Origin of the sequence: Daejeonella rubra, from assembly GCF_900103545.1 — a bacterium.
Lineage (GTDB): Bacteria > Bacteroidota > Bacteroidia > Sphingobacteriales > Sphingobacteriaceae > Daejeonella > Daejeonella rubra.
The window spans coordinates 209,212-235,599 of sequence record NZ_FNHH01000002.1 but is presented as its reverse complement, the minus strand read 5'-3'; the positions used below and the strand labels follow the sequence as shown (position 1 = coordinate 235,599).

23 protein-coding genes are annotated in these 26,388 nt (G+C 37.5%); 8 read left to right on the top strand and 15 right to left on the bottom strand.

What is annotated here, in order from left to right; genetic code table 11:
• The first annotated feature begins 25 nt into the window (after positions 1 to 25).
• Positions 26 to 1,348 carry a hypothetical protein gene (locus BLR27_RS02540; protein WP_090699180.1) on the top strand — a complete coding sequence of 441 codons (1,323 nt, stop codon included), beginning with the start codon at positions 26 to 28 and terminating at the stop codon, positions 1,346 to 1,348.
• A gap of 64 nt (positions 1,349 to 1,412) precedes the next feature.
• Here BLR27_RS02540 and BLR27_RS02535 read toward each other — a convergent pair whose 3' ends face one another.
• Complete coding sequence (locus tag BLR27_RS02535) at positions 1,413 to 1,793, bottom strand: SRPBCC domain-containing protein (RefSeq protein ID WP_090699176.1); 381 nt, start codon at positions 1,791 to 1,793, stop codon at positions 1,413 to 1,415.
• Between the two features lie 188 nt (positions 1,794 to 1,981).
• Between BLR27_RS02535 and BLR27_RS02530 the strand changes: the two genes are divergently transcribed.
• Positions 1,982 to 2,419, top strand: coding sequence for a hypothetical protein (locus BLR27_RS02530; protein WP_090699173.1), 438 nt, complete (start codon positions 1,982 to 1,984; stop codon positions 2,417 to 2,419).
• 20 nt (positions 2,420 to 2,439) lie between these two features.
• Positions 2,440 to 3,309 carry an AraC family transcriptional regulator gene (locus BLR27_RS02525; RefSeq protein ID WP_090699169.1) on the top strand — a complete coding sequence of 290 codons (870 nt, stop codon included), beginning with the start codon at positions 2,440 to 2,442 and terminating at the stop codon, positions 3,307 to 3,309.
• Here BLR27_RS02525 and BLR27_RS02520 read toward each other — a convergent pair.
• The gene (locus BLR27_RS02520) at positions 3,306 to 3,785 is read right to left on the bottom strand and encodes a DUF6265 family protein (protein WP_143007685.1); all 480 of its coding nucleotides are present in this window, start codon (positions 3,783 to 3,785) and stop codon (positions 3,306 to 3,308) included. The genes BLR27_RS02525 and BLR27_RS02520 overlap by 4 nt on opposite strands.
• Before the next feature lie 385 nt (positions 3,786 to 4,170).
• Between BLR27_RS02520 and BLR27_RS02510 the strand changes: the two genes are divergently transcribed.
• Complete coding sequence (locus BLR27_RS02510; RefSeq protein ID WP_090699158.1) at positions 4,171 to 4,626, top strand: hypothetical protein; 456 nt, start codon at positions 4,171 to 4,173, stop codon at positions 4,624 to 4,626.
• Positions 4,627 to 4,729: 103 nt separating this feature from the next.
• The gene (locus BLR27_RS02505) at positions 4,730 to 5,626 is read left to right on the top strand and encodes a hypothetical protein (RefSeq protein ID WP_090699153.1); all 897 of its coding nucleotides are present in this window, start codon (positions 4,730 to 4,732) and stop codon (positions 5,624 to 5,626) included.
• 66 nt (positions 5,627 to 5,692) lie between these two features.
• Here BLR27_RS02505 and BLR27_RS02500 read toward each other — a convergent pair whose 3' ends face one another.
• The gene (locus BLR27_RS02500; RefSeq protein WP_090699149.1) at positions 5,693 to 5,872 is read right to left on the bottom strand and encodes a histone H1; all 180 of its coding nucleotides are present in this window, start codon (positions 5,870 to 5,872) and stop codon (positions 5,693 to 5,695) included.
• Positions 5,873 to 6,379: 507 nt separating this feature from the next.
• On the opposite strand from BLR27_RS02500, the gene ppsA reads away from it, so the two are divergent.
• Both ppsA and BLR27_RS02490 read left to right on the top strand, forming a co-directional pair.
• Positions 6,380 to 8,785: a phosphoenolpyruvate synthase gene (ppsA, locus tag BLR27_RS02495; RefSeq protein ID WP_090699144.1), complete on the top strand. Its 2,406-nt coding sequence runs from the start codon at positions 6,380 to 6,382 to the stop codon at positions 8,783 to 8,785.
• An 81-nt stretch (positions 8,786 to 8,866) separates the two neighbouring features.
• Positions 8,867 to 11,437: a cation-translocating P-type ATPase gene (locus tag BLR27_RS02490; protein WP_090699141.1), complete on the top strand. Its 2,571-nt coding sequence runs from the start codon at positions 8,867 to 8,869 to the stop codon at positions 11,435 to 11,437.
• A gap of 88 nt (positions 11,438 to 11,525) precedes the next feature.
• Here BLR27_RS02490 and BLR27_RS02485 read toward each other — a convergent pair whose 3' ends face one another.
• Complete coding sequence (locus tag BLR27_RS02485; RefSeq protein WP_176767586.1) at positions 11,526 to 12,929, bottom strand: T9SS type B sorting domain-containing protein; 1,404 nt, start codon at positions 12,927 to 12,929, stop codon at positions 11,526 to 11,528.
• A 186-nt stretch (positions 12,930 to 13,115) separates the two neighbouring features.
• Positions 13,116 to 13,496: a hypothetical protein gene (locus tag BLR27_RS02480; RefSeq protein WP_090699132.1), complete on the bottom strand. Its 381-nt coding sequence runs from the start codon at positions 13,494 to 13,496 to the stop codon at positions 13,116 to 13,118.
• 171 nt (positions 13,497 to 13,667) lie between these two features.
• Between BLR27_RS02480 and BLR27_RS02475 the strand changes: the two genes are divergently transcribed.
• Positions 13,668 to 14,336, top strand: coding sequence for a DUF6629 family protein (locus tag BLR27_RS02475; RefSeq protein WP_090699127.1), 669 nt, complete (start codon positions 13,668 to 13,670; stop codon positions 14,334 to 14,336).
• Between the two features lie 82 nt (positions 14,337 to 14,418).
• Here the strand turns inward: BLR27_RS02475 and BLR27_RS02470 are convergent, their stop codons facing one another.
• From BLR27_RS02470 to BLR27_RS02425, 10 genes are all read right to left on the bottom strand, one after another.
• Complete coding sequence (locus BLR27_RS02470) at positions 14,419 to 15,600, bottom strand: cystathionine gamma-synthase family protein (protein ID WP_090699122.1); 1,182 nt, start codon at positions 15,598 to 15,600, stop codon at positions 14,419 to 14,421.
• A gap of 101 nt (positions 15,601 to 15,701) precedes the next feature.
• Positions 15,702 to 17,279, bottom strand: a complete 1,578-nt coding sequence (locus BLR27_RS02465; RefSeq protein ID WP_090699117.1) for a serine hydrolase — start codon at positions 17,277 to 17,279, stop codon at positions 15,702 to 15,704.
• A gap of 289 nt (positions 17,280 to 17,568) precedes the next feature.
• Complete coding sequence (locus BLR27_RS02460; RefSeq protein ID WP_090699113.1) at positions 17,569 to 18,978, bottom strand: Gfo/Idh/MocA family protein; 1,410 nt, start codon at positions 18,976 to 18,978, stop codon at positions 17,569 to 17,571.
• A gap of 45 nt (positions 18,979 to 19,023) precedes the next feature.
• The gene (locus tag BLR27_RS02455) at positions 19,024 to 20,130 is read right to left on the bottom strand and encodes an amidohydrolase family protein (RefSeq protein ID WP_090699110.1); all 1,107 of its coding nucleotides are present in this window, start codon (positions 20,128 to 20,130) and stop codon (positions 19,024 to 19,026) included.
• 26 nt (positions 20,131 to 20,156) lie between these two features.
• Positions 20,157 to 21,395 (bottom strand): acyltransferase family protein, encoded by a 1,239-nt coding sequence (locus BLR27_RS02450; RefSeq protein WP_143007684.1) that lies wholly within the window; start codon positions 21,393 to 21,395, stop codon positions 20,157 to 20,159.
• 21 nt (positions 21,396 to 21,416) lie between these two features.
• Positions 21,417 to 22,538 carry an amidohydrolase family protein gene (locus BLR27_RS02445; protein ID WP_176767585.1) on the bottom strand — a complete coding sequence of 374 codons (1,122 nt, stop codon included), beginning with the start codon at positions 22,536 to 22,538 and terminating at the stop codon, positions 21,417 to 21,419.
• A gap of 397 nt (positions 22,539 to 22,935) precedes the next feature.
• Complete coding sequence (locus tag BLR27_RS02440; protein WP_090699100.1) at positions 22,936 to 23,442, bottom strand: nicotinate-nucleotide adenylyltransferase; 507 nt, start codon at positions 23,440 to 23,442, stop codon at positions 22,936 to 22,938.
• Positions 23,443 to 23,761: 319 nt separating this feature from the next.
• Positions 23,762 to 25,048 carry a type II toxin-antitoxin system HipA family toxin gene (locus BLR27_RS02435; RefSeq protein ID WP_090699096.1) on the bottom strand — a complete coding sequence of 429 codons (1,287 nt, stop codon included), beginning with the start codon at positions 25,046 to 25,048 and terminating at the stop codon, positions 23,762 to 23,764.
• The gene (locus BLR27_RS02430; RefSeq protein ID WP_090699092.1) at positions 25,048 to 25,395 is read right to left on the bottom strand and encodes a helix-turn-helix domain-containing protein; all 348 of its coding nucleotides are present in this window, start codon (positions 25,393 to 25,395) and stop codon (positions 25,048 to 25,050) included. The genes BLR27_RS02435 and BLR27_RS02430 overlap by 1 nt, the downstream gene beginning before the upstream one ends.
• 402 nt (positions 25,396 to 25,797) lie before the next feature.
• Entirely contained in the window at positions 25,798 to 26,385 is a 588-nt protein-coding gene (locus tag BLR27_RS02425; protein ID WP_090699085.1) for a hypothetical protein, read from the bottom strand.
• Positions 26,386 to 26,388: the final 3 nt, after the last annotated feature.

Here is a 26,388-nt window from a genome sequence, read left to right as displayed (position 1 = left end):
TTACAAATTAAGCTATTTTTTATAAATGCCTAGATTGACATTGTATTCACTTCTGATCATATCTCTTGCAGGCTATGTTCTGATGGGCTATTTTATTGAAAGATCAAACTTTGAACTTCTCATTACTGTTTATACTTCCTTATTTCTGCTCAGTTATTTAATAATAAAAAATAAAGGCGCTTATAATTTCAATGTTCTTCTACTTAGTGGCATATTATTTCGGTTTTGCCTTATTTTTTCAATACCAGCTTTGTCGGATGATTTTTATCGCTTTATCTGGGATGGACGGATTCAACAATTAGGTTTTAACCCCTTCGACTTCACTCCCAGGCAATTCTTAAATCAGAACTCAGATGCCTTTTTAAATCAATTGTTCCCTTTGCTCAACTCTCCTGATTATTTTAGTGTGTATCCCCCGTTCTCTCAGATACTATTTAAGATTGCTTCAGGAATTGGGCAAGATAACTTGCAGGTAAATTTAATAGTCCTGAAGTCGATGATATTCTTTTCTGAAATTGGAACGATCTATATCTTGTACAGGCTTATTCTAAAAAGAAAAAAAGACCTTTCACTCGTTTTAATCTATCTTCTTAACCCCCTTGTCATCCTAGAGCTTACAGGAAACATACACTTTGAAGCATTCATGATCTTCTTTTTCCTGCTTACTGTTCTGCTTTTCTACAATCAGAGATTTATTGGATCAGCAGCTGCATTATCACTCGCCATACAGGCAAAGCTATTACCGATACTGGTTATCCCCCTACTCATTAAAAAAATCGGCTTAATGAAAACTGTATGGTATGGATTAATATGCATTCTAATAACGACTCTGCTAAGCATCGGAATTATAAATACGCCTGAACGTATATCTCATATCACCGAAAGTCTGAATCTTTATTATGGAAAATTTGAATTTAATGGAGGTATCTATTTACTTTTCAGGACCATTGGCTGGGCGGCAATTGACTATAATCCAATTGTATTAATAAGCAAGCTGATGATCCTTTTCACCCTGACAGGAATGGTGTATATTTATCTCAAAGAATCAGATACACTCTCTGGTTTCTTCTGGGTACTCTTAATCTATCTTGGATTTGCAGCAGTAGTTCATCCCTGGTACCTGACACCCCTGGTTGCCTTAAGTATATTCGTCAGATACCGTTTTATTCTGGTTTGGTCTGCACTAATCCCCCTAAGCTATATGAGCTATCGTACTTTACCATACAATGAAAACTATTGGATTACAGGCCTGGAATATTTTATTGTGGTTGGATACTTATATTGGGAAGTAAAATTTTTAGCTCCTGCTTCTAATCCGGTGATTTTAAAAAATGAGGTAAGTGAATGATCAGGCAAACAAAAACTATAAATTATTGTTGCTTATCATTTGAAACTAAATTAATTTAAGGTGGTTACTCTTCATAAAAATCCTGAAGTGCGCCAAAATAGTTCAAGTTCCAGCCATCGATCATATCCTGAATATCGGAATCAGGAATATTTGTATGCCGGAGTTCCAGAGATGTCCCATTTTTATCAGGGTGCAGTATAAAAGTCACAATTGACTCTTCAGGCTGATCACCAAAGTACCATTGCTGAACTATTTTTTTATTTTCGATAAATTCTATGTTCTTTCCAACGATACTATCATCCCATAGAGAAAATTCTGAGCCAGGCTCAGTGCTCATTATTGCTTCAGCACCTGTCCATAATGAGATTGTCAGGGGATTGGTTAATGCCAGATATACCTCTTCAGGACTTGCCTGTATGAGATAATAATTCTTAAAATCTTTCATAATTTCTACTACAAATCTAATACAATTGAACGGATTATTTGAGTAAATAAGGCTCTCTGCATACACAGTACAGATCCGGGATTAGAATATATGCGAAAATCACTTTTTTTGATTTTCCCAGCAACATTTTGTAACAGATAGCGTCATATAAACAAAAACAAGCAAAAGGATTTTTAAAGCTGCAATCTATGTTAAACCCAAATCAAAATAATAGAGATCAGCCAAAGCTAACGGATCGTAAGCCTTTAACTATCCGGATGAGTTATATCCCTGATCTTGCCGGGAAAATATCAGATGCAATAAATTTTATTTTAATGAGCCTGAATTTTCAATTGGAAGAAGAAATGAATTTCGATAAAATGGTTTTTTTGGAACCAATAACTCTTCAAGATTCAAATGGGAAAACAATAACATTGATTATAAAAGAGCTTGAAAATGACCCTGAAATCCAACACATTATAGTTCATACTGATGATTGCCTGAGAGATTACCATAAATACCTGATTGCAGGGATCGAATTTGTCAACAGACCGGAATATACTGCTGCAGGCTTGCAAGTCGATTTTTTAGGGCATAACGACCGGTATACTTTATTGGAAGAAAGAACTTATACTGAATCCTTATAAGAACTTTAATCATTTTAGCCATGAAATTCATACGAGTACTTAAGAATAACAATCAGATATCAAGTGAGACTGTAAAGCAGGCCTTCTATCCAGAACATATCAGTAATTTCTCAATAAAAACAGTGTTTAATGGCAATACAAGCTATAACATAGGCAGGCGAAAATTGAATCTTTTTCCGGATAGTTTTCTTGCAATTAACCAGGGAACGAGTTATTCCAGCAAAGTAGATTCCTATATTCCTGTAAATAATCTTTCGATTTCATTTTCCCCAACATTTCTTTCTGATTTCTATAGATCGCATCATAAAACCCAAAAAGAACTCCTGGATGAGCCCTTTTTTAACGAGGAAATATCTGAAAACTTCTTTTTAGAGACTATTTATCCCTTTGATGGTGATATGAAGTATAATATCATGCATTTAAAACAACAACTTGAGCAGGAGGCCCCTGATGATTTGCTGGTCAATGAATATCTGCATCACTGCCTCATAAATTACTTTAAAGTCTATAAAAATGAGGTAGTGAGCAAATCTGAAAATCTGAAATTTCTGAATAAAAGCACCAAAGTAGAGATCTTAAAACGACTGACATTAGCTAAAGAGTACATTATCAGTAACTACAATAAAAATATAGATTTAGAAGATATTGCACAAAGTGCCTGTTTATCGGTAAACCATCTGTTGCGAACCTTCAAACAGGCCTATGGGAAATCTCCGCATCAATACCTTATCCAGGTTAGGATAGACAGGTCAAAATACCTGCTAAAGCATTCCGAATACACCATCAATGAAATCGTGGAGATCATTGGCTTTGAATGTCCAAGTTCATTCATTCGCCTTTTTAAGGCAATGAACAAGATAACACCAGGCAAATTCCGACTAAATTTCTAGGGGGTTTCCCTTGAATAAGGGTATTCAATTTTCTTGAATTTTCCATTAATTGACCCTTCTATCCATGCAATAATTTTATCATCTGAGACTAATCGATAAACGATACGGGAGGGAAAATCATGCTCCTTATTCTCAAAGATAAAGGTATTATTCTCAGCAGAAATAAGCTTAAAAGCTACAGTACTATTATTCCCTCCACCATATCCTGTGGGAATGAAAAAGATATCACCATCCAATTTCTGGAGTTTTACAGTTTCCAACAATGTACTATCACCTGTATGACTGATAGAATAACTAATTCCTTCCAGTAGTGAATCATCGGTCTGTTTCCAAAATTCTACAATTTTACCCCTTTCAGTCTTTAATGACCATCTGCCATTCAGGAAGGCTAATTTATTAAATGAGGAACTGGATTGGGCTGAACTGACCAAATGGATGACAAGAAAAATACAGAAAAAAAATATTTTTTTAAACATAATTACAAAACCTATCTCGCAACTAATAAATATAATATTAAAGCTGGAATAACCTATTTATCAGTCCCTCCAGATATTAAATATTCACAAAATAAGTTAAGCAATCAACATGAAATATCTGGCATTTATTCTCATTAACATTTTTTAACAAAGAACATTTTCAATTTGCCCTTAAATAATTGAAAACAGAATAGAATTATCATCAAAATAATAAACATAACTAATTATTTATCAATAGTTTATATAAAAAATTCCTAAATAAAATAAATCAATCAAATACAAAATATCATTTATGTTACCTTTTATAAATGGTGCTTTTAGCTTATATCCAACCCTCATTTACTACTGAACTTTAGGTTATTAATTAAACTAAAAACCACAAGTCATGAAATTTAAATCATTCCTGTTTGGTGCCGTACTGAGTACTGCCTTAACTCTCACAGCTTTTGCAAATAACCGTCCATTTAAAACCGCAAAAAATATCATTTCAGAGTTTGCAGAAAGCCATGTAAATACAGATGCCAGCAAATTGTCAAAGATCCTGAGTAAAGATGCTATCCTTAAATTCACGAAGGGTGAAGAAGTGTTAACACAGAATCAACTATCGATCATGAAACTGGCAAAGCAGAATGATGGAATTGTTCAAAACTGTTCTACCAATTTTGAATTAATAGCGAGCAGCGAAGCTCTGGTTTTGGCAAAAGTTAATTTCATTTATGAGGATTTCATAATCGAGAATTTCATCACGATAGAACTCGACAAAAATCAAGGCTGGCAGATTACAAGAATCAACAAATTCTTTACAAATGCAGAAAAGCCAAGAATTATTACACGAAGATAGGTCTGAATAAAAAGAGTTCCAATTCAGAAGTAAAATATCTGACTTTATAATTAAAGCTAAATTGAATAAAGCAGCTTAATGAAAAAATACCATAATCGAGAATATGAGTACAAACCTGGATCTAATTAAAAAAGAAAGGTATAGCAGTAGATATACCAGGGGATTCCTTAAAATGCTGATCAATGATGGGCAAAAGGATGCAGATAAATATGTTGAACAGTTTTATTCATCAAAAAACTATCAGGAACGGCTGGAATCAATTAAATATCTCCTCAACGTTGCAGGAAAATATACCATTCCTACTACTGTTTTTATTGACGCCCTTCATGATTTCTGTTCACAGGTAAAGATATATGTATTAAAAAACTATGATTTTTCAACTGACAACAGTAGTGAAATGGAAAGGATTTTGATAGATATTGCCCGAAATGATGAAAAATTACAATTGAGAACATTGGCCCTTGAAAAACTCTCTGCCAAAAACAACATGCAGTTCTATGACCTATTCTTTTCAAGCTCATTACTTAAAAGCTCGAAAGAATCGGCTGCCGGAATTAACGGATTATATAAACTAAACAGAGACAGGGCTTACCACATGGCAAAATTCAGGGCTAATACCTCAAGTGGCAATCTTGATCTGGCAATTGCCCAGATTTTTCTGAATGAAGGCGATGTATATGATCTGGACTTTTTTAAACAAAGGCTCAAAGCCAGAAACAAATTCAATAAGATTGAACTTATTAGAACTTATCTTAAAATGTTAAGCAAAATACGAATTGAATCAATGGTTAAAAGTCACATTTTGTACATCATAGATGATGTAATTAGTACCTCCAATAGCGACTTGATCCAGCATTTAATCATGGAGCTACATAATTTCATTTCAGAGAATCAGAATAAAAGTGAAGAGCATTTGCAATTTGTTAGCAAAACCATCGACCTGCTTCTTGAAAAAAACTATAATTGCTGCCTATATTTTGACCCTTTGGAATCTGCATAAAAAACAAAATAATTAAAAAGGCCTGCTAAAGCAGGCCTTTTTAATTATTTGCAATAGCAGGAAAAATTATTTACCACTATTTTTTTTCTCAGTAACTTCGTTTCTGATATCCTGAGCCAAATTTTTCAAATCTTGCATGCCTTTACGTACTCTTGTTCCAGCTGCACTGTTTCCTGAATTGTAGAATTTGTTAGCGTCAACTTCAACTGAAGCAAACAGATCTTTCATTTTTGTAAATTTATCCATTGTTATTTTTTTTAAGGTTAAACAAATCTAATTTAATTACATGTATTGACAAGTCCTTTTTCAATTATTTTTTACCAATAATTAACTGAAAATTAATAATTAATCTTAAAGAGAAAAAAATAATGTATTTTCTTTCAAAAATGCATTTCTACTCATCACAATCAAATATACTGCTTCAGAAAAAGTACATTCCAGACGATTAAAGATCTTAAATTAATTCCAACTAATGATGACCTAAATCATTAATTTCAATGAATCTTATCAGGCAGGAATCTGCTCAAAACAAATATATTTATTCGTTGTTTCAACATTATCTGCTAAGAAAAACAGGTTTGGGAAACAGATTGAAAAATGCCCATTGAGTATTATCAAATAATAAAATAATGCCCCGCTTAAAATAATTAAGCAAAAAAAGGATATGTATACGGTTAATTATTAAACCTGATTTTCAATCCCCATTATTAAAGCTTCCAAACCAAAGGCTGGACATCTAATTAAAAATATATTATGCCTGCAACACTTTTCATAATTCCATTCAGTAAGATCAGTATTGAAGATCTACCACGAGTTGGGGGTAAGAATTCTTCACTTGGAGAAATGTTCAATCAATTATCATCCAAAGGAATAAACATACCTGATGGTTTTGCCATAAGTGCTGATGCTTATCGCCTGTTCCGCAGGGAAAACAATATTGAAAAGGCATTAAATGATCTTTTATACTCATTAGACCGTCAAAATTTCACGAACCTGCAGGAGATCGGAGAAAAGGCAAGGAATTTAATTTTAATGGCAGTGATTCCGGAAGCAGTAAAGAATCAATGTAAACAGGCCTATTCAATTCTTAGTAAGAATGCTGGTGTTGAAGTACTGGATGTGGCTGTCCGAAGTAGTGCAACTGCCGAAGATCTGCCCACAGCAAGCTTCGCAGGAAGAATGGAATCCTATCTGAATATCAATGGAGCAGATCAATTACTGGATGCAATACATAAATGTTATGTTTCTCTATTTACCGATAGAGCTATAAAGTATCGCCATGATATGGGTTTTATGGAGATGGATATAGCTATTTCTGTTGGGGTACAGCAAATGGTCCGAAGTGATAAAGCTTCATCTGGAGTGGCATTTACAATAGATCCCGACACGGGTTTTAAAAACACGATCATTATAAACGGCATTTGGGGCCTGGGCGAAAACATAGTCCAGGGCAGGGTTACACCAGATGAATGGACCATATTTAAACCGACACTTAAAGAAGAAAAATACAACCCTATACTCAGAACCCATTGTGGTAAAAAAGAATTCACAATGATCTATGCAGAAAAATCAGAGCAGCAATCAAGTGAAAAGACAATACTTAATTTAACTACTTCAGCGGAAAAGCAAGGAGAGCTTTCTTTAAATAAAGCCGAAGCTATCCAACTAGCTGGATGGTGTCTGGCAATTGAAGAACATTATGGTAAGGCTATGGACATTGAATGGGCAAAAGATGGCCTGAACAATAAACTTTATATAGTTCAGGCTCGTCCTGAAACGGTACATGCGAAACCTAAGAAGCAGGTTCATGAGATTTTCTGGCTTGCCGAAAAATCAAAACTACTGGCAAGCGGAATCGCATTGGGTGACAAGATCGCCTCAGGGAAGGCCAGAATTCTCAAAAATCCAACTGAAGGGAAACAATTACAACAGGGAGAAATCCTGGTTACAGATATAACCAATCCCGACTGGGATCCGATTTTGAAAAAAGCTGCTGCAATCATAACTAATAAAGGAGGCAGAACCAGCCATGCGGCCATTGTTGCCCGCGAGCTGGGAACAGTAGCGGTAGTAGGCTCAGGCAATGCCACCAAAGTAATTGAAACTGGTGATGAAATCACTGTATCCTGTGCGGATGGAAAAAATGGAAATATTTATGAGGGCCTATTAAAGTGGATCGTTGAAGAGCAGGATTTTAGCAAACTCAGTCTGCCGAAAACATCGGCCATGTTAATACTTGCAGATCCAGACCGGGCATTTGAACTGAGTAATTACCCCAATAATGGTGTTGGGTTATTACGACTGGAATTTGCCATATCAAACAGTATCCGGATCCATCCTTTGGCACTATGTGAACCTGAAAAAATCACTGATAAGGAACTGCAGAGCGAAATAAAAAAGATCACTGGTGAATACGAAGATGGGAAAGAATATTTTGTTGACCATCTTGCAGAATCCGTGGCCCTGGTTGCTGCAGCCTTTTATCCCAATGATGTTATTGTGAGGCTAAGTGATTTTAAGAGCAATGAATACGCCAATTTATTAGGAGGTAAATATTTTGAACCACAGGAAGAGAACCCGATGATAGGCTTGCGTGGGGCTTCCAGGTATTACAGCGACTTTTATCGTAAAGCATTTGCATTAGAATGCCGCGCCATGAAAAAAGTTCGCGATGAAATGGGGCTGAAAAACATAAAACTTATGATCCCATTTTGCCGTACGATTGAAGAAGGCGAAAAAGTTCTTGCAGAAATGTCAGGCAATGGTCTAAGGAAAGGAGAAAATGGCCTTGAAGTTTATGTAATGATCGAGATTCCGAGCAATGTACTGCTGGCAGATGAATTCGCTAAACTTTTTGATGGTTTCTCTATTGGATCCAATGATCTGACCCAACTAACTCTTGGTCTTGACCGCGACTCAAGCCTGGTTAGCTATCTTTTCAATGAAGAGAACCCGGCAGTTAAAGGATTAATACGGGAAACAATCAGAGCAGCAAAACGGAATGGCATTAAAGTTGGGTTATGCGGGCAAGCGCCGAGCGATATTCCGGAATTTGCTGAGTTTCTTATTGAAGAAGGTATAGATAGTATTTCCTTTAATCCTGATGCATTGATCAAAGGGATAGAAAACATGAATAAAGCCGAGAATAAAAAACACTAAAGTATCTTACAATAAAAATCACTCTAAGCCCCTTTTAATGATATCTATCCTCTGGTTCAAAAAACTAAAAAATAATGGTTAATGAACTGGCATAACCTTGATATTTCAGAAGTCGCTCAAACCTTAAACAGCTCTGCTGATGGTCTTGAGAGTGATGATGTGCGTTCTCGCCTTTCCCGGTATGGGAAAAACGAAATAGTTGATGGTAAGGATAAGTATAAGGTCTGGAAGATCTTATTAAATCAGTTCAGCGATTTCATGATCATTATTTTAATCATTGCAGCAATCATTTCAGGCATTGCTGCTGACCTGACCGATACCATCATAATCCTTTCAATAATTTTTATCAATGCTTTTGTGGGCTTTATTCAGGAATATAAGGCTGAAAAAGCGTTGGATGCCCTGAAAAGTATGGCCAGAAGCCAGGCTGAGGTATTTAGAAACAAAGAGTTACTAAAAATCAACTCAAGCGAATTAGTACCTGGTGATGTGATCACCCTGAAATCTGGTGATGTTATTCCGGCAGATATTAGATTTATCAAAGTCCAAAGTCTTAAAGTTGACGAATCAACCCTGACCGGTGAATCTGAAAATACAGAAAAGAATGGCGCGGTGCTTCAAGAGACAAACCTGCCTATTGGCGATCGAACGAATATGGGCTATAAGGGAACGTTCGTTACCAGTGGCCGCGGCACTGCATATGTTGTAGAAACAGGCATGAGAACTGAATTGGGTCATATTGCTAAAATGATCCAGAAAGTTGATAGAAACACACCGCTTCAAAAAAAGCTGGCAGCTTTCGGAAAAAGGTTATCCCTCATCATTCTTTTTATCTGTGCGCTTATTTTTATATCAGGATGGCTCAGGGGAGAAAGTCTGATGGAGATGCTTCTCATATCCATTTCATTAGCAGTAGCCGCTATTCCGGAAGCCTTACCTGCCCTGGTAACAATTTCACTGGCTCTTGGTGCAAAAAAACTTGTTAAACAGCATGTTCTGGTTCGTAAACTACCTGCAGTTGAGACTTTGGGTTCGGTTAGTTTTATCTGCACTGATAAAACAGGGACACTGACCTTAAATAAAATGACTGTCGAGAAGGTATTTGAGATCGATAAGTCATTAAGGCTTCCGGGACTCATTGACAAAAATTCATTACTGAGTGCCATGGCATTAAACAGTGATGTAAGCAAAAATGATGGAGAAGAATGGATTGGAGAATCCACTGAACTTGCCCTGGTAAAATATGCTTTGTCAAAAATTTACGATAAAACAGATTTAGAAACATCCTATCCCAGAATTGCAGAAATTCCTTTTGATTCCGTACGGAAATGTATGAGCACCTTACATCAAACAAGTGAGGGCATTCTGGTGATCACTAAAGGTGCTGTTGAAATGTTAATTCAAACACCAGACATCAAAAACAGGAATGAAATACCTGAACTTGAGAAGAAAGTAAACGCTATGTCTGAAAGCGGTTACAGGGTTCTGGGCTATGCTTATAAATTAATGAAAAAGCTCCCGGAAAAACTAATTCCTGAGCAAATAGAATCTTCCCTCACATTAATTGGCTTTGCTGCAATGATAGATCCTCCCCGAAAAGATGTAAAGGAAGCGATTTCTCAGTGCAAAGAAGCAGGTATCACACCTGTCATGATCACTGGAGATCATAAGCTTACAGCCTCAGCGATCGCATCAAGCCTGGGAATTATCAGTTCAACAGATGACCTGGTATTAACCGGTTCAGAACTGGCGGATCTGAATGATGAGCAATTCAAATTATTAGTTGAAAAGGTGAAAGTGTATGCAAGGGTAGATCCGGAGCAAAAACTCAGAATAATAAATGCACTGCAAAGTAATAACCATTTTGTTGCCATGACTGGTGATGGAGTAAATGACGCTCCAGCATTAAAAAATGCAGACATAGGTATAGCCATGGGAATCAATGGCACTGAGGTTTCAAAGGAAGCTGCCCATATGATCCTCCTGGATGATAATTTTTCCACCATAGTTAAAGCCATCCGGCATGGACGAAAGATCTTCGATAACATCTTAAAGTTCATAAAATACATCATGACCGGCAACTCAGGTGAAATCTGGGCAATAACATTAGCACCATTCTTAGGTCTTCCTATCCCACTTCTGGCTATTCATATTTTATGGATAAATCTGGTAACTGATGGACTTCCGGGCCTCGCTTTAGCCTCTGAACCAGCAGAACCCAGTATCATGAGCCGTACACCACGAAATCCGAACCACAATATTTTCGAAAGTTCAATGGCCTGGCATATCCTTTGGGTGGGACTCTTAATGGCCCTAGTAACGTTAGGCATTCAGGCATGGGCCATTAATAATAATAATCCCAATGGTCAAACAATGGCCTTTTCAGTCCTTTGCTTTATTCAGCTAGGCCATGCTATGGCCATCAGATCAAACAAAGAGTCGGTATTCAGGATTGGAATATTTTCGAATAAACCAATGGTTCTAGCTTTGTTATTAACTGTTCTGTTGCAGATGTTGATCATCTACATGCCTGCCTTAAATGAAATTTTTAAAACAAAGCCGCTAAGTTTATCGGAAATGGCTATTACAATCGCTGCTTCCAGCATAGTATTCCTGGCAGTAGAGATAGAAAAATTCTTTAAATCAGAATGATTTCACAATCTGCTATCAGAAACCTGAAAAGGTAAGGCTGGATCCGGGATGCAGCTTCATGAGGCCTTCCATCGGGAATGAATTATGATCATTTTACAATCAAAACAGATCCCGAAATCAGTTTTGTACCATTGTTCAGATCTATCATATAATAATAAACTCCGGGCGACAATTCACTCCCCAGGTATCTTCCATCCCATGGATTTTCATAACCACTACTAAGAAAGATTTCATTCCCATATCTATTAAATACTTTGATTTTAGATTCGGGATAAGATGTTAGTCCGATAATATTCCAGAGGTCATTTACACCATCATTATTGGGAGAAAAAGTATTTGGAATGCTAATTTCCTTATATACTTTGACGAAAACTTCATCAGTTATCACATTATTGCACTCATCAGTTACCTGCAAAGTATAGGTTATATCCTCAAGCGGAGTTGCTATCGGATTGAGTTTAAAAGGATCATCTAAATATGTTGAGGGTATCCATTGGTAAGTTAAATTATTCCCAACTGAAGTACCTTCCAGACTCACCGGCTTATTTTGAATGGTATTTTTATCCACTCCCGCATCCACAATGGGCTTGTCTATCCTGTTTAAAGTTAAAATATCAGACAATATTCTGCAGCCAGGAGAATTGATATTATAGGATTCAGCAACAGCCAGCCGATATTGGAAGGTGATCTCTGTGGTAGAATTAATGCTTATCTCTACAGCTTTAGAGTTTGCACCAGGAATATCATTCCAGGTGGAACCAGTAGTTTTTACCTGCCACTGGAATGACGGGTTGTTATAACCCGAGCTTAATTCTGCATCCAGAGAAATTTTCAGACTTTTTCCTTCACAAATAGAAAGAGGAGCCTGACTTCCATTAAGTTTTGGAAGGACAGTTGGGCCACATGCCCTGAAGGTAATATCATCAAGAGCAAGGTCATTGCCATTACCACCCGGTGCTATATTTATTATTTTAAGAACAACCTCTGATATACCTGCTGTTGTGGTAAATATCATTCCATATTTTTTCCATTCCGGATTTAAGGATTCTGAAATGTTACCGCTTGAATAATTACCCAATTCTACACCTCCTACAGATTCAATTATGAAGGTTAAGTTTGGTTTTATTCCAGATGCGGAGGGTTTTAAAACATTCACAACATACGCTGAAAATTCATAGGTAGTACCGGGGCAAAGACCACTGATAGTTTGCTTAAAGAACTCTCCCGGAGCATTAGAAGCATTAACGAGCATCATGAATCCATTTGCATCTCCCGGAGTATGATCTTCCAAAAGTGTGTGCCAGTTATTATTGAAACATGCGAAGGTGCTGCTGGTTATTTTATAGCTCCCATCCGTAGGGCAGCTAACTGTAGTATAGTTGTAATTTGTGGCCATTGTTGGTCCCGGATTGAATCCGCTTTCAAAAGTGATATTTACAACCGGCTCTCCAAAATTTCCTGTACATGTTTGACCGATAGAGATAATGGGCATTAGAAGCATAAAACACAGAAAGTACTTTATAGAACCCACATTGAATCAATCAAAAGATATTCATCTAAACTATGGATTTTTACTTTGTCCCCCATACGCCAAATAAATAAACCCGGAAAAGAAATTCCCGGGTTTATTTTATTTAAACACTGATCGATAAAAATATGTTATTGACAGAAATTCAAATTACATCCACTTAGAGGCAAAGCGATTAAATTCCTGCCTGATGTCATTTATGATTTTCTCTTCGGCAAGATATTGATCATAAAGTCCGGCATTTTCATCAGCAGAATTTTGCTCCAGAAAACCCGCTGAATTCTTCACCTGATTTTCAATGGCTTTAATGTTCTCATTGATTCGATGTTTTAGCTCATCAATATTATTGCCCTGGATTAAAAACTGATTCTGAAAATGCTCAATACTTTCTGCTACTTCATGTCCGGTATTATCTGCAGCAATTTCTTCAAGTCTCTTTTTTAAAATGCCAATTTCCTGCTTATAAAAGTCCAGGCCTCTCAGCGCATCGCTATGCAGATTTGATATGTGTTTTATATTTATTTCTTTCATAATACAACGATATAACAATTTGATCTGATTTAAAATGATGAGAAACAGGGAATTGTATGATTTTGCTCATAAAAATAAAACGTCTGTCTTCCTATCCTTAACAAGTAAATCAGTTTGCCTCAAGAATGCCCCATTACAATGAAGTATGGAGCTTAAGCCCAGGTTTTAAACATGTGTTTCTCTGCTACAGCAAGTTTTGGTGCCAGTGCCATATTATTTGGAATAGGACTATTATCTATTAAAAATTCAGAAAGCAGCGCTCAAAAATATTTAGCTTCAATTCCACTCATGCTTTCTATACAGCAAATACTTGAAGGAATTTTATGGCTCTCCATTTCTAACCCTGCATATTTAGATTGGGTAAAACCATCAACTTACGGATTTCTGCTTTTTGCTCAGGTGATATGGCCAATTTTCATTCCTTTGACGCTTATGCTTCTTGAAAAAGAAGCAATCCGCAAGAAAATTCTTATGATTTTTTTAGCCTTAGGTGTATTACAGGCTATTTTTATGGGGTATGGTTTATTTTTTTTCCCTGCAGAATCTTCTATTTCCGGCTCACATATCAGGTATGATATGGATTTTCCTGCTGCGAATACCTGGTATGGCGGGGTATTTTATATACTTGCAACAGGTTTTTCACCTTTCGTTTCAAGCATTAAAAGAATCAGCCTGATTGGTGTGATCATACTGTTCACATACCTGTTTACAAGAATTTTCTATGGATATTATGTGATATCTATTTGGTGTTACTTTGCAGCGCTAATAAGTTTTGCAATACTGTTTGTGAGCCTGAAATTAAAAAAAGAGGGAGTAATTAAGGTATCCCTAACGGAGTAACAAAAAAGTATCTCTATAAAAAAGCCGGAATAGTTGATTATGCTTCATCTATTCCGGCCTTATCTACAATGTAGTTGAATTCTTATATTTTCTTTAATCCATCTTCCAGATCCTGAAGCAGATCATCCACAGATTCTATACCAACTGAATAACGTATAAGGCTTTCAGGAATGCCTAAATGGGCGCGCTGCGCTTCTGTTAATTCTACATGGCTTGTTGTACGTGGCGGACCTGCAAGTGTACTCACAGAACCAAGGCTGGCTGCCAAATGTACCAGTTTTAAGGAAGGCAGGAACTTTTCTACCAAATCATATCCACCATCCAGCGCAAAACTTAACATACCACCAAATCCACGCATTTGTGATTTAGCTATATCATGCCCAATGTGCGTTTCAAGTCCCGGATAAAACACATCACTTACCTTCGAATGCGCTTTGAGGTATCGTGCAATTTTCATTGCTGATTCATTTTGACGTGAGACCCTCAGTTCAAGTGTTTTCATACCTCTGGCGATCATATATGCAGGATCGGCCTGTAGACTTGCTCCATTGATCTCCCTGAAATGGAACACTTTCTGAACAAGTTCTTTACTACCAGCTAATAAACCACCCATCGCATCAGAGTGACCACATAGATATTTGGTGGCACTATGCAATACCAGATCTGCACCTAAAGACAATGGATTTTGATTTATTGGAGTCGCAAAAGTATTATCCACCACAACGATGGCTCCGACTTTCTTAGCTGCCAGTGCAATACGTTTGATATCCACTATCTTAAGAGTAGGATTCGTTGGTGTTTCAAGGTATACTAAATCGCAACCTTTGGCAATTTCCATTTCCATTTCCTCATGATCCCCTGTTTCACAAAGCTTTATATCTACTTGATAATCAGGGAAAAAATCCAGAAACAATTTACTTGTACCTCCATAAGTATCCTTTACAGAAACAACTCTTTTCCCGGGCTTTAAAAAAGTAAACAAGGTATTGCTAATTGCTGCCATACCTGTAGCAAATGCAGTTGCTGCCTCAGCTCCTTCAAGCACTCTGATCTTCTCTTCAAGTGAGGCAACTGTAGGATTGGTATTACGACTATAGATAAAGCCATCTTCCTTACCTACTGAAATATCATACCATTTGTCAAGGTCATTGTAAGCAAATGCCACGCTATTTACAATTGGTGTTGTTACAGCTTCCTTAAAATAAGGATTATCCTCTCCTGCCCAAACGGCTTCCGTTGCTTTATTGTATTTTTTATTTTCCATAATTCTATTGTACTGATATTCATCATCATCTCTATTTGGTTAAGGTCCAAACAAAAAATGATCTGCAAATTAAATTTAATAAATGAAGAGCTGCCTGAAGATTATTTGACAGGCTTTAGCAAAACATCATGAAAAGTGAGGTCTGAATCCGGATCAATGATCTTTAATTTCACCTGATCAACTGATCCATCTGCATTCAATGCAAATGTAACATATGAATCTGCCTTTAGGCTCTTATTTTTCAAGGTAGCTATAAAGGTGTTGAACTGAAAATATTTAAGCTCTCCATTAAGATGAGGCAGTTGTTTAAATTCCATGTGCATCCCGGTGCTGGAAGGTATCAGTGAAACATCTCCATATACCGCATCACGGTATTTTCCAGCCAGTTTTTCAATTGGAAGATCATACTTGCCTGAAGGATCAGAGTTTATCAGATTTTTACTTTGAGATTCTGTCAACCTTGCAGATGCCAGTACCTGCTCATCACTGAATGCCTTTGTCCAGTCAAATTTTTGATTTTTCTCATAATAGTCTAATACATGATAAATGATCGACCAGTAAGCAGCAGTGGATTCCTGGTTTGTCAGCACTGTGATCCCCAGCTTCAGATCAGGAACCATGGCTACCTGCGAAACAAAACCACCCAATTTGCCACCATGCCCAACAACTTTATATTTTTGATAGTTATAAGCCCTGAAACCTAAAGCATACCCGAAAAAATCCATTTGCGCGGGTTTCAGTCCCCCGGAAACCTTACTTATCGGGATAGGCCTGATCACTTTCCAAAGTTGCAATGTACTAGCAGGGCTAAATATTTGTCCCCTTGATGGTGTACGGCCGGAATCAAGCTGTGTGATCATCCAGTTAGACATGTCATTTGCATTGGAAAGGATACCTCCAGCAGGGTTACTCGCATCGCCAATATTCTGTTCCAAATAACTATCCACCAGATTCACAGTACCATTTATCCGATCATGAGCAGCAGAAATATTAGACTTACGCCCAAATTCTGAATACCTGGAAACACTCCCCTGCATCCCAACCTTGTCAAATATCTTTGTCTGAACGAAATCCTCCCATTCCTGACCACTAAGCACTTTAATCACTTCACCAGCAGCAAGATATAAGATATTATCATAGGCATACGTAGTTCTGAAATCATGAACCAAAGGTAGTTTCCCAAGTTTTTCCAGGATCTCTCTGCGTGAGAATGTAGAAGGGGGAAACAGCATTAAATCGCCAGAATAAGCTAAAAGTCCGCTATGATGAACTAAAAGATCTCTCACCGTAAGATTTGTAGTAATATAGGAATCTGCCATTTTAAACCAGGGCAAATGATCTATAACACGGTCATCCCACTTTAGCTTTCCCTCTTCAACCAGCATCGCTAATGCCGTAGCTGTAAATGCTTTGGAATTAGAGGCGATTGAAAAAAGTGTGTTCGCATCAACCTGATCTTTTGTTCCTATTTTTTTTATCCCATAGCCTTTTGCAAGTAACACCCTACCATCTTTTACAATTGATACACTTAGTCCCGGAACTTCAAAAGTTTTTAAGACACTTTCTATATATTGATCAAGTCCCGGAGGCAGATCTGTCCGCTGAGATTTGGCATCTGATGATATCCCAAGAATTAATATCAGGAGGAAAAAATTTCGAAAATAATGCTTTAAAGCCATATCAGAATATAATTTTAATGATTAATTTGACATGTTAATATTGTTATAATTTCTTAATCTTCAATAAAAATATTTAACAGTCAGTCAATAGATCAGAAAAAACCTGTTGAATTATAGTACCAATGCCCTTAAATAAAGAATATCCGGAAACAATAACCAATAGCCGCAATACGGTATTAAAGGTTGTTGAAAATCCGGATATCCGTCAAAACAATACTTTCCCTGTTTTATCCCCCCATTTTTGATTTTTTGGAGAAGTTACCCGGGAAATACAGCTATTATTTCATTTCTAGATCTTTACTTTAGTATCTCCACCTTTTTTCAGATCAATATCGTGAGGTTGGTTTTTCTTCCATGAACCACGGGTAAAGTCAGGCACATCCACTGAATTAGAGCGGTTATTTACTGACCATTCACTCAATGGCCATACTGAACTCCATGAAGCAGCATCGTAAACATCCTGATCAAGAGGCAAACCATTACGCAGACAATCGATCAGTCGCCAGTTCATTAAGAAGTCCATTCCACCATGACCTCCAACTTTTTTGGCCAGTTCACCAACTTTTTTAACAATGTTCGGTGTGTATTTTTCCTCAAGAGCTTTAAATTCAGCTTCTTTAACCCAACCTTCATGGCTGTTGGAAATTCTAGGTTCAGGATATTTCAAAGCAGTTCCTTTGGTTCCACTCACCAGGTGTATACGTGAATACGGACGAGGAGAGGTCACATCATGCTGTATCATGATAGTCTTCCCATGGGTAGTACGAATAGTTGTAGTATTCATGTTTCCCTTAAAGTCCTTGCCAACAAATTCCTTATAAAGATCATTTTTAGCAGCCTCAGCTTTAGCACGTTCTGCCATCATGAAATCATTGGAGGAAACTGAAACAAGATAATCCATTTTATCACCACGATTTATATTCAAAACCTGACAAACCGGACCTAAACCATGGGTTGGATACAAGCTACCTTCCCGGGTAGCATTCTCTCTTAAGCGCCACATATTCTGATAGCCTTTATCACTGAAATTAAGGTCTATGAGGTTGTGGATGTAAGCTCCTTCAGTATGTATGATCTCACCAAAGTAACCTTGTCTTGCCATGTTCAATGTCAAAAGTTCAAAAAAGTCATAGCAGCAATTTTCAAGCATCATACAATGCTTCCGTGTACGCTCAGAAGTTTCAACCAATTGCCAGCACTCCTGCATGGAAACTGCTGCAGGTACTTCAATAGCTACATGCTTACCTTGCTCCATTGCAAATACGGCCATAGGAACATGCAAATGCCATGGGGTACAGATATAGATCAGGTCAATGTCTTTACGCTCACATAGTTTCTTCCACTCGTCTTCATTACCTGTGTAGATCGCAGGATTATGGCTTGTTCCATCAAGAACCTTTTTTGCTTTATTTACGCTTTCCGGACGCAGATCACATAATGCCTTGATCTCTGTACCTTCAATTTTAGAGATTGCATTTAAATGTGATGGACCGCGCTGACCTAATCCAATAAATCCAACACGGACAGTTTCAAGCTTTGGTGCGGCATAACCACTCATATTAAAGGTCTGAATGCTCGATTTAGACACCCATGGTCCTTTTTCCGGCTCTGAGGCAAATCCATTAAGTACACCAACACCTGCTATGCCAAGTCCGGCAAGACTACTTTTTTTTAAAAAATCTCTACGGTTATTCTTCATCGTTTTTAAATGTTTGTTGTATTGTAAAATAGTATTATGTCTGTATTAAATACCTGGAAACCATTTTTCGGCATTGCTGCGATATATTTTATCTATCACTTCTTTTGGTAATTTCAATCCTTTAAGCTTCTCCTCAAAGTCAGGAACATTCATATCATCATCGGTCACAAAGTATCTCCAGTCACTTAATCTTCTTTCATGGATCCTTTTCTTATACTCTGCCGGATCAGAACCCTTGGCTACCCAGTTATCTGTTGCATAAATAAGTCTATCCTGATATTTAACCATGAAATCATAAACCTTTTGTCTGCTTTTTACAGTTTGATATTGCAGATGACAAATACGCTCAGCCATATCAACTGCCATATTTGGAAATTTATCCAGGCGTTTTGCCAGTTCATCAACATCCCATTCAAGGCTCCCTAAATGAACACCAACAAATCTGATATTGGGATGTTTTTCAAGCATATTATCACGGGCATTGACCTGATCCTCATAGGAAGGATACTCAGGATGAAGGTACATATGATACTCTGGATGCTTACTAAAATAAGATTTATCGCCTGATACCGTCATCTGATCAACCGGAAGCCAGGCATTCTTAGGCTCTCCCAAATGTCCAACCAGAGTAACATTACTTTTCTCTATAAAATCGAGAACAGGGTCAATTCTAGGATCATTCACCATCACAAATTTTCCATTCTTATCACGAAGTTCCATCCCAATATTCTTCCATATCTTAACGCCAATAGCACCCTTTTCAAAGGAACCTTTTAAATATGCCAGTGTTTGCGGCAACCATTTATCTGTTCCCCAGTCTTTTACAGTAAAAGTGGTCGCATAAGCCACACGTTCCGGATAAGTTTTGATCATTTGAAGGGCCACATTTTCCTGGTCCTCAACTGTAGGATAAGATGAAGGATTAACATTAACAGCCAAAAGTTTGAAATTATCCTCCTTTGCTAAATTAATGAAGGCGGTATCATATGCATTAATATGTACGTGGGTATCGTATTTTTCTACCGACTTAAAATCATCAGCCGTATAAAATTCAGAGGCTGAACTGTCTTCTGCTGAAGAAGCTTTTTGAGTCTGAGTACAATTTTGAAAAAATATACTGAGAGCACAGAAACATAGAATTTTTGCTTTCATAATTTATGGGAATATAGTTAATGATCTTAAATTTTAATGAATATTTTTTTCTTATACATCCAATATAAAATCAGCCACTCAAAGAATAAAACAAGTCCGCCGCTCACCAGAGTAGCATAAGCAGGGCCTAATATCTGATCGAAATTTTTACCCAAATGAATGAAAAGTGAGTCGTTTATTAAGTTTCTCATCCCACCATCAGCAATGACATAGGCAGCAATGGAATTCACACCGATCACCATTAAGAAGAATGAACCCTTATGCCTTCCTCTCATATCTATCAAACCATAGAACATTGCCAGGAAGAGGAAACAGATACCTCCGCTAAAGATAGTCCAACCAGGAGTCCAGATACGTTTTACAATCGGATTCAATCCGGTAACATGTAATAATATTCCAAAGAGTATTAAGGCAATACCTACAAAAATGAAGGAATTAAGTTTTTTACTGGCTACGACAGATGAATTTAAAATATTCCCTGCCAGCAGTCCAAGGATCATCGTACCAAGTGTTGGGATAAAACTAAGAGTAGAATATCCTCCGGAATTGTAAAGGAAAACGTTCTCACGTGGGAATAAATTCATAAACCACTGGTCAAAAGCCCATGCAAAGTTTGTATTCTTATTCCAATGCGCTGCAAAGCCACTCAAATTATGCTCCCAGTCTGCCGGAACCCCTGCTGATGTATAATCAAATGCTGCTCCCGGCAATGGATAAAGAGCAAATGCAAGCGCATAAGTAAATAAAATGAAGATCAGGGCCCCGATCTGGACCTTTTGAGAATAAAGTGAAATGACGACCAGAAAGGTGTATCCCAATCCTATCTGTGTTAAGGTATCTTCAAACGTGAAATTTGTTTGTCCGGAATGCATAGAACGCAAAAATATTCCCAGAAATATCAGAATGAATGATCGCTTTATGGTATGCCCCAAAATATTTTCAAAGCTGGCTCCTTTATTTTTCCTGCTGGCAATGGAATAAGGCAATACCACCCCGACCAAAAATGTAAAGGACGGCTGAATCATATCGTGCAAACTCAACCATACCCAGGGAACATGACTTTGGTGAAAGGATAAGAATTCCCAAAATTTATTGCCTGGCAATGCTTTAGAAACATCCGAAAGAGAAAGCACCTCTGCCATCATCAGGAGCATAACAAAGCCGCGATAAACATCAACTGAAGCAATACGCCCTTGAGGCAAAGCAGGATTGACTATCGATCCTGAAACAGGAACAGTCTCCTGTGGTACTTCTGTTTTTTGCATTCTTTATAAATTTAGATCAGATTAATTCTTGTTCCTTAAACTACCGGAGTTTGCCAGCCAATTTTCAGCATTTTTCCGATAGATCTTATTGATAACCTGCCGGGGCAGCTTTAATCCATAAAGTTCTCCAAAACCTGCTAATTTAATCTTCGAGTCTGTTGCAAAGAATATCCAATCCCGAAGCCATGCATCATGAATACTTTTTTTCAATTCTGCAGGGTTGGCACTGGCATTAATTGCCTTGTCTGTTCCATAAACCAGCCTGTCCTGATATTTAATGAAAAAGTTACGGGTTTTTTGCCTGTCATTTAAAGTATGAAGCTGCAAATTGGTTATCCGGGATAGATCAACACTCATGTTGGGATATTTGTCCAGGCGCTTCGCCAATTCATCTAAACTCCATTCAAGGCTGCCAAGATGGGCTCCGACAAACTTAAGATCCGGGTGCTGTTCAAGCATATTATCTCTTGCTCTGATATGATCTTCATAGGATGGATATTCAGGATGCAGAAACATATGATATTCGGGATGGGAACCATAATAGGACTGACTAAAGGTCATTTTATCAAGTGACAACCAGCAATCTCTGGGTTCACCGTTATGGCCGATCAAAGGGATCTTATTCTTTTCGAGATAATCAAGAATGGGTTTGATCCGGGGGTGATCCAGCATCACAAATTTGCCATCCTTATCCTTCAAATCCATCCCGATATTCTTCCATATTTTAACCGCTCCGGCCCCTTTTGAAAAGGAATACTCAAGACCGGCAATGGTCTTTTGCGCCCAATCCTCATTTTCAAAATCTTTAACGGAAAAAGTAGTGGCCACACTCATTTGCTCAGGAAATTTTTTCAAATGAAAAAAGGCGAAATTCTGTTGCTCAGCCATTGGTAAGCCGAAGGGACGGTCGTCAACAATATCCAGAAAACGAAAATTATCTTGCTTAGCCAGTTCTATGAAAGTTGTTTCAGCAGTATTTATATGAATATGGACATCGAATTTTTTAACCGACTGGAAATCAATTTCATTATAATATAGTTCAGCATTCACTGCCTGAAAACTTAATGGAATATTAGACAAACGTTCCGTGCCAGGTATAAAAAATAGCAGGGGTAAAAACAGAAAACTGTATTTATAATTCATTAAAATCTTCATTTCATTATTAAATACAGAAAACAGACAAAATCAATTACCATTAAAAGAGATTATAAATTCAATAACATTATTTCTGACCATGTTTCTATTCTTTTGAGGAAAACATTCTCCTATATCTTTCAACACCATATTAATATCCTTCAAATGAGTTCATTAAATTAAATAAAACAAACTGATTTGCAAATTTTATCATTGGGCAACAGGATATAAATCATACGCATATCTGATTTACTGAATAACTATACCTATAATCCATAAAAAAAGCCTTAAAAAGGCCATTAATTCAGTTTTGGATTTGCAAATAGTATTTATGTTCAATCCGATTTAAGAAGGCAAAAAAAGAGCAGCCCTCTCAAGCTGCTCAAAATTTCTATTTAAACATAGGTTAAATGATATCCCCATTCTCATTTGTTTTGATTCTCATACGCTGTTTCCCATTTTCTAATATCAATTTATACATCTTACTTACCCCTCTTGTCTCATAATAACTTACCAGATATACATCTTTGGCAATTTCCCAACCAGGATATTTCTCTGCTACAGTCTTTGCCACTGCTGTTGGCAGCTTCACATTCTTATACTTTTCAGCAGTACGTATTAGCTTTCCATCTTTATCATAAGCTGCCAGAATTTCTCCTTCCGGGATGTAAAATGAAATAAAATAAGTATCATATTCATCTTCATAATAATCTGAGTTTTTGAGATCAAAGGCTGCAACTTCCCGTTCAAGACGTTTTACGGGCAGAGCAACTGCATCATTATCAACCGAGTTAAGATATTTATAGTTAACAGCAACTACTTTAACTTCCGGCAATACAATCTGCGCAAAGGATTTAATAGTGAATCCGGAAATACACATTAGCAGGATTAGAATTAATTTAAAATGTTTCATGGTCTTTGTTTTTTAAAAGGTAAATAATTGATTATGCTCTAAATCTTGACATGTATAATCTTAGTCAAAATTGCATATTCAGTCAATCAAAGAAAACGACCGTAATCATATAGCCAGTTGATTCTCATCAGAAGAGCCATTGCTGAGAAAAACGTGATCAGGAGTAATTTATGAGGACAAATTTTCTGTAGCCTTTAACTCAGATTGATTAAGGATTAAACGTGAATCTATTCCGGAACATTTGCAGAAAATACCTGTTGATGTGGGATGCTGGGATGCTATGTTTGTAGAGGCATCCAATTGGGCATAGACCCACTTTTTACAACTTTAGCAGGTTACTTTTAATTTCATCTTTTAATTCAGCCTTCACTCCCACCTGATCAGCATAGAACGGCCATTTTTTCAGGACACCTTGTATTTCTGAAATAATAGCAGCAGCCTTTTTGATATTCATCTCTTTAGCCAGATTTAAAAGATCATCCATTTTAAAATTTTCTCTCTTACCATTCACTGTTAACGATTGCCTGCTGACCCATACACTTCCGGGGCGATAGGCGTAACAAACATCAAAAGCCGGAGCGAGTTTCCACACACCCTGCTTATCCATCATGAAAGAAAAATTTTTAGTATGGTCATCACAATTGCGGGCAATGATATTAAATACCATTCTTCGGTACAACTGTTCTGCCTGCGGATAGGGAAGAATAAGTGCACGCATGGTTTGGAAAAGGCCTTCGTAACTATGTGCTCCAACTTCCTGAAAATCGGCATGATTGATTGCGCACCAGCTTTGAACATGGATCTTTCCCTGTCCGGGAGCCCTGTCAAATCGTTTGGTCATAAAATGTGCCCGCTCACCTTCTTCCAGCAAACGGCATTCGGTCATTTCAATTCCGCAATCCTTTGCCATTAAATGATAGGCCATTTCTACTCTGCCATATCCATAGCTTTCACCAAACTGACTATCGTGAACCCCGTCAAACTTTATGATCCAGTGACTAAAACCTTTGGGAGCCTCTGCCTGACCTGATCGTACTTCTTTAGTCTGATCGTTATAGGCAATTAAAGCCTTTGCTCTTGCCCCACCTGCCGATGTTCCAATTTTTATAATATCAAGCAAGGCCTTTTCACGGTCAGCCCCAAGGCCTGAATTGAATTGTTGCCGGTCATTTAACAGATCCCTTGCAATTTCAATGAGGCTGGCTATCTCTAGTTTTGTGGATGTATCAGCACTTTGAGGGTTCACCGGTTCAAACTCCAGGGCACCCATTCCGCGGCGTCCAACGAAGCAGAGCATCTCCACGGGATTCATACTATCTGCTTCCCTCCCATTCCGTGCCAGCCAGGTGTTGATGAGGGTATTTCCGTAACGATCCGGCAGAATATCTGCCAGCAAACCAGGAAGGCCCTTAAAAGTACTTGTATTGCTTAATTCAGGAAATGAATAGATCACATCCGACTGTTCCAGCGGCATTTTAAGGGGAGCTATATCCCAGCCATTTACAGAAAATCCGGCATCATATTCAAAGCTCGCTAATCTCCTGTCAGGATCCCAGGAAACGGCACCAACCCGCTTATTCCAAATATTGACATAGGCCGTATTCATTACCAATCTGACTGAGGTTTTTGTTTGGTTGATTTGACAGGCCTTGCACGCTGCCTGTATTTTTGTTCTATTTCTGCAAGCTGCATCGGACTTAACTGAGGCTTGACCTCCATTTCACGAAAGACATGAAGTTTTTTCAAGGCCCTTAACACCTGTATCAATGACAATAAATTTACCGAATTGCCCTTTTCAAGCTGGACAAGTGTGGTACGGTTGATTCCGGCCTCTTCAGACAGCTGCTGCTGGGTTTTATTCTGGGCCAGCCTGCTGGCCTTTACAAACTCACCTATGAGATCAATGTAGTGAAGATCACTTTTCGAATAAATATTTATGTTTGCTTTTTCCATCGTTAATACCGAAAATATAAGTTAATGGTGAATAAACTCAACAAATATACTAATAAAAAAATACATATAATTAAATATTTGTACATATAAACCAACATTAATATAAATTAATGAATTTAATGTTGATATAATCCAACAAAATTTAACGAAAGAAACAGATTTATGGAAGAATCATAAAGATCAGCCTGCAATGAGATCATCAATTCCATAGGTTTGAAGCTAATGATCAGGCAGGAGCCGGTAAAACCAGATCAGTACAAGGCCGGAACAGAAACCAAATTCCTAACTAATCAGAAAATTGGAAATATGGCTATAAGCAGAAAAGCCAGGCATTCAAGCCAGGCTTTTTCATTAATCACCAAGGCATGATCCGCCTCAGATGAAACAAGAAGGGAATTGAATCTAATTTAACTTTTGTGCGATCAGGGCAACAGGAATACTATTGGCAAGTTTCAAAATATCGTCGCTATAGTTTTCGGTCCGCACAGTGATCAATGTCGACCCTAAAGGAACCTGGATATCATAGGCAATTTTAGCAGAATCTGAACTTTTCTGGATCAAGGCTTTATATCCATCAATTTTAACAACTCTCCTTTCACCATTAGCACCTGTTCCAATAAAAGGAATGGATAATATCGCATTGATAGAACCAATTAGGGGGGAGTTACTAATGATCTCCATTACTGCCGACTTGTCGTCTGTTTGGTAAAGCCGATGAATAACTGCCCCGGCAAAACCGACTCCGGCGCTAACCTGATCCTCCGCTATCTTTGCCTCTAAAGTTCCTAAAGTATTGGGTAAGATCTTCAGAACTTCCTTTCCGGTCAGAATGTCAATTTCCTGAAGCATTTGCTGCATGGCAAAACGCGAGTCCTCCAGATTACCAGAGCTATAAGATTGACGGGCAGCCTGAATAGAACTATTGAAATCCTGTGCATTTACAACAAGGCCCAACACCAGACACATAAGAGTTAATACTGTTGCTTTCATTTC